This is a genomic window from Aliterella sp. E5.1 (genome assembly GCF_057473825.1).
On sequence record NZ_JBYCCV010000165.1, the window covers coordinates 1 to 4,946 of the forward strand.

Annotated in this window: 5 protein-coding genes and 2 pseudogenes; 3 read left to right on the forward strand and 4 right to left on the reverse strand. The window is 45.9% G+C overall.

Annotated elements, in window-relative coordinates; genetic code table 11:
• Positions 1-97, reverse strand: a 97-nt coding sequence (locus AC2VE5_RS24010) for an IS1/IS1595 family N-terminal zinc-binding domain-containing protein (protein WP_486886923.1), incomplete at its 3' end; no start/stop codon positions are given.
• Between the two features lie 174 nt (positions 98-271).
• On the opposite strand from AC2VE5_RS24010, the pseudogene AC2VE5_RS24015 reads away from it, so the two are divergent.
• Positions 272-1,354, forward strand: a pseudogene (locus AC2VE5_RS24015) (ISKra4 family transposase).
• Positions 1,355-1,450: 96 nt separating this feature from the next.
• Here AC2VE5_RS24015 and AC2VE5_RS24020 read toward each other — a convergent pair.
• Together AC2VE5_RS24020 and AC2VE5_RS24025 are read right to left on the reverse strand one after the other, a co-directional pair.
• A complete protein-coding gene (locus AC2VE5_RS24020; RefSeq protein WP_486890158.1) occupies positions 1,451-2,305 on the reverse strand; it encodes an SDR family oxidoreductase in 855 nt (284 codons plus the stop codon).
• A gap of 92 nt (positions 2,306-2,397) precedes the next feature.
• Positions 2,398-3,264 carry an NmrA/HSCARG family protein gene (locus AC2VE5_RS24025; RefSeq protein ID WP_486890159.1) on the reverse strand — a complete coding sequence of 289 codons (867 nt, stop codon included), beginning with the start codon at positions 3,262-3,264 and terminating at the stop codon, positions 2,398-2,400.
• A gap of 118 nt (positions 3,265-3,382) precedes the next feature.
• Between AC2VE5_RS24025 and AC2VE5_RS24030 the strand changes: the two genes are divergently transcribed.
• Complete coding sequence (locus AC2VE5_RS24030) at positions 3,383-4,300, forward strand: LysR family transcriptional regulator (protein WP_486890160.1); 918 nt, start codon at positions 3,383-3,385, stop codon at positions 4,298-4,300.
• A gap of 40 nt (positions 4,301-4,340) precedes the next feature.
• On the opposite strand, the pseudogene AC2VE5_RS24035 reads toward AC2VE5_RS24030, so the two are convergent.
• Positions 4,341-4,784, reverse strand: a pseudogene (locus tag AC2VE5_RS24035) (Kelch repeat-containing protein); the annotation flags it as partial.
• A gap of 65 nt (positions 4,785-4,849) precedes the next feature.
• Here AC2VE5_RS24035 and AC2VE5_RS24040 point away from each other — a divergent pair.
• Positions 4,850-4,946: IS1/IS1595 family N-terminal zinc-binding domain-containing protein (locus AC2VE5_RS24040; protein ID WP_486886923.1), on the forward strand; the 97-nt coding region annotated here is incomplete at its 3' end.

The window sequence follows — 4,946 nt, forward strand, 5'->3', positions numbered from 1 at the left end:
ACGTCTGTTGGCAAACAGGACAGAGATAGCGTTGATGTCCGTTGGGCATCTTGCCGTGTTTATGGGCTTTAGAATGATCACACAAAGGGCATTGCATGGACGAGTTGCAGATGAGAGATCCCCTCTACTCTACCAATCCCACGTTTATTTGACGCACTACCGAGCATCTCAGGTTTGTAATAAGTAATAATACTTATCAGATTTAAGGAAATAGGGAACTACCCTAAAGCAAAAATGTATGATGGAGAAAATAGACGCGCGCGCAGGGAAGATGACTCCAAAGAATACTACGGCACTAAAAAACCATCTACAAGCTATTGCTGCCATTCTCTACGAGGAAACGACACCGGAGAATTTGAATACTCTAGAAGAAATTGAGCAGACAGTACGCCAAAAGGTACTCAAGCACGTTAGTCCAGAAATCGGTGTTTTTTTGTCCAAGCAGTTACAGGGACAACCAAAGGCAGAACAAGACGATTAAAAAGCAGCATTGGGATCTTGAAACTGACGAAAAACCAGGCGAAAAAGCTAGAGGTGAAATCAAACACGCAACTAAGTCCACACCTGGAAAAGTGTTGTTTGCTATTAAGTGCAAATGTATCCTATGCCAATACCGCTAGAGATTTGGAAAGCCTTACAGGTCTGAGAATATCTCATAGTACGCAGCAAAGACTTGTACAGCGACATAAGTTTCCAGCCGTCTCGGTCAATCAAGGAGTAGAAGAGTTGACCGTTGATGGAGGAAAAGTTAGGCTCCGCACCCCCAAAGGTCAAGGGTGTGAGTGGAGAGATTATAAAGCTGTAAATCTTGACGGACAAGCAGTTGCAGCCTATTTTCAAGATAACCAAGCCTTGCTTAATTGGGTAAATCAGCAACAACTTTCAGAAATTGTCACTTGTATTGGCGATGGACGATCAGGGGATCTGGAATCTCATTGCTGGCATTGCTACTACTGAGGGCCGTCTCGAAATCTTGGATTGGTATCATTTGGTAGAAAACCTTTACAAAGTTGGCGGCTCCAACCACTGTTTGGAAAGGGTAGAAGCCTTTTTGTGGCGGGGAAATGTTGCCGCAGCTATTGCCGAATTGGACGAGTGGTCACATCCTCAAGTAGCAAATTTTATTGCCTATCTTCGTAAGCATCACTCTCGTATTCCTGATTACTGGTATTTTCAAACTGAACAGATTAGCTCGATTGGTTCTGGTGCAATTGAGTCTACTGTCAAACAGATTGGTAGGCGTGTGAAAATCTCTGGCGCTCAGTGGCACAAACACAATGTGTCGCAAGTTCTCTTTCATCGCACTGCTTATCTTAATGGAATGCTATCTACAACTAACTATTTGCAAAACTGAGATGCTCCCGATTAAAAGTCCTCAACGGTTACTTGCTACTTTAAAACGCCAATTATCCCAAATATTACCACCTGTAATCTCTGGGATAATTGATTCTCAACGGCTCGTAAGCTCGTAAATGTACTGTTTTAGTGATCGCGGCTCTCGACCGAGAATAGCTTGCAGCACTAAAGAGTTACCGCCAGGAAAACCATAGCGATTATAGTTGGCATACATCCGCGCCAAACCCTCTTTAATAGCTCGATCGTTTATGTGCGCTGCTTGCACCCACTCCTTAAAGGCTGCCTCACCTGCCTCAATAGTGCGCCCCAGCGCCTCGCTCATCAGCGTCACCAACTCTACACGGTTGACCATGCCAGGGGCGCACAACTCGAAAGTGCCATAACTTAGCTTGTCCCCAATCAGCGCTAGGGCGGCGACTTCTGCTACATCACGGTAATCCACGTAAGATGCTTTTACTTGTTTGGAGTAAGGTAGAGAGAAACGACCATGCTCCAACACGGCACTCCAGCTACCATTGAGATTCTGCATAAACATAGTGGGCTGCAAGACGGTAAATTCCATACCTGATTCGTACAATGCTTCCTCAACCGGACGTTTAGCCGCATGATTACTCAACTTGGAAATTGACGGATGGATGACACTGGAAAAAACAAATTTTCGTACTTTAGCACATACTGCTGCCTCTACCATCGCTACACCTAGCTCCGCCTCATCGGGTGCGAAGGCGGGATTGATATGAAATACTCCGTCTACACCACTAGCAGCAGCACGAAGACTAGCTGGGTCATGAAAATCTGCGATCGCAATCTCGTCTGCTCCTTGCTGCCGCGCTGCTTCTGATTTACTTTCAGTGCGTACTAGCGATCGCACCGTAACCCCACGCTGCTTTAGCTCTGGTACTACAAGGCTGGCATACTTGCCTGTTGCTCCAACCATCAATACTTTCATTGTTATCTCCTTCGTTAACAAATCTGCTTGCATAATCAACCTTGTATTCAAGCGGCAGCAAAAACTTTCTATACTTTTGCCTCCATATTGGCTTATTTTGCCCAGTCACCGGAGCGCAGATAGGATTCAAAGTCAGTCAGTGCAGAAAAATCGCGTTTCAACCGAGCAAAGTCTGCAATATAGCCGACGTTCTCAAACCAGCGATACATGATGGTTACTTCCTCTCCGGCTTGCTGTTCAAAAGCTTCAAACGGAATTTGTTGGTAGTTGACGGGTTGTCCCAAAACGTGGCTAAATGCAGCAGCGATTTCCGGCATAGTCATCTCTACACTGGCAACTTCAATCTCACGGTGCATGAAATTTGCGGGGCGCTCAAATACCTCGGCAACCATTGCCCCATAATCTTCTTCGGATAGTTGCTGTAATTTTGTTTCGGGACTGAGGGGCTGAAAAAGCGTTCCGTTTTCCACCATTGAGCGCATCATATTGTAGTTATAAAAGAAGAAAACCGGACGCATGATTGTGTAAGGTAGCTCGATTGCTCGAATGTATTCTTCAACTTGAAACTTGCTATCGAAATGCGGAATGCCAGTGTTGCGTTGGGCGCTACCCACCGAACTGTAGACGAAATGCTGAATGTTTGCGCCTTTGGCTGCGTCTGCAACAGCTTTTCCCTGACGAATTTCGGTGTCTAATCCGTTTTTGAAGTCCTGCACTGAAAAAACGCCATAAACGCCCGCAAAAGCACGATCCAAGGAAGCGCAATCGCCCAGATCGCCTTTTATCAGTTCTGCACCTGCTTGTTGAAGGGCAAGAGATGCGGGCTTATTTTCATCTCGAACTAGAGCGCGAACCTTACATTTTCCCCGTTGCAAAAGATGACGCGCCACTGCACCACCTTGATTACCCGTTGCTCCGATGACTAAGACGAGTCGTTCTGCGTTTGTTTGCTGCGTCATGTTTGTTTCCTTAATCTGCAATTTCAACTTATCTAAACAGTAGCTTGTACAAGAAAAGAGAAAAAGTAGTTAAACTTCAAAACACTTGTGCAAAAAATTCAAAGATGTGGTGGCTTCGATGGACAAGCTGAAAAGCTTGATGATTTTTATGCGCTCCACTCAATGTGGCAGCTTTTCCGAGGCGGCAAGACAGTTGGGCATGGCTCCTTCCGCCGTGAGTCGAGCCGTATTGCGTTTAGAAAACCAATTGGGGGTGCGCTTGCTTGGGCGAACGACTCGCAGTTTGACACTGACTGAAGATGGCAACCGATTTTATCAACGCTGTCAGCAAATTATTAACGATTTGGAAGAAGCTGAACTTGAAGTCAAACAATCGCAATCTGTACCGATTGGTACATTGCGGATCGATCTGAGCAATACGTTTGGCAAAATACATATCGCCCCGGCTTTGCTGCAATTTGCCGCTCAATACCCTGACCTAAAGCTGAATGTTTCTTTTAATGATCGCTTGATCAATCTGATCGAGGAGGGGATTGATGCAACGGTGCGGATTGGAATCAGCAGCGATAGCAGTTTAATCATGCACTACTTAGCAACGGCACGCTACATCACTTGTGCCTCGCCGTCGTATCTGGCTCAACATGGTATGCCCACAACGCCCACAGAACTATTGCAGCATCGCACTGTCAACTTTATCTATCCACAAACTCGACAAGAACCTACTTGGAAGTTTGAACAAGATGGCAAAGTAATTGACCTTGCCGTTAACAGTTATCTGCGATTTGATGACTCAGAGGTCATTTTAGAAGCAGTGATTCAAGGAGCGGGTGTAGTTCAATTGCCTAAATTTATTGCCGCCAATGCGATCGCGCGTGGAAACCTCCAACCCATTCTTCAATCTTACGCGACTCAAGCTGGATTACCGATCGCAGTGTTGTATCCCCAAAAACGCTATCTTTCAGCTAAAGTTCGCATCTTTGTTGAATTTATGACAAATTTGGCGGCTGCGTTAAAACAAGCTGATATTGTAGATTGAAAGCCCGAACAAGTTGGCGTAGTGTTTAAATAGTAAAAGCTTAAGGAATTGCTCCGTCGGTGGGCAACACCAACACTTCGTTGATCGCTGTAGCGGCATTTCCGCCAGTTTTAGTTCCGCCACCAAAAACAAAAATTCGATTTCCAACGGCGGAGGCTCCTAATCCGTGTCGTGGGGTTGGCAAAGGTGGCAAAGCTTCCCATTCGTCAATTTTCGGGTCGTATACCCAACTTTCGGCAAAAACTTTCTGCTCTGGAACCCATTGTTCGCCGCCAAAAACGTAAAGCTTGCCCAAGTGGGAAGTTGCCGCTAGACCTCCTCTAGCTTGAGGCATAGGCGATCGCGTCTGCCAACGATTGAGTTTGGGATCGTAAACCTCAAGATTTGGCATATTGACTTGGCGTGCAGTGCCATCATCATTTTTGGAAAACTTGCGACCACCAACAACATAGATTTTACCATCAATTACGGCTGAGGCTGCACTGGGTAGTGCGTCAAATAAACGTGGGATTGGTAGAGTAGAGGGGATCTCTCATCTGCAACTCGTCCATGCAATGCCCTTTGTGTGATCATTCTAAAGCCCATAAACACGGCAAGATGCCCAACGGACATCAACGCTATCTCTGTCCTGTTTGCCAACAGACGT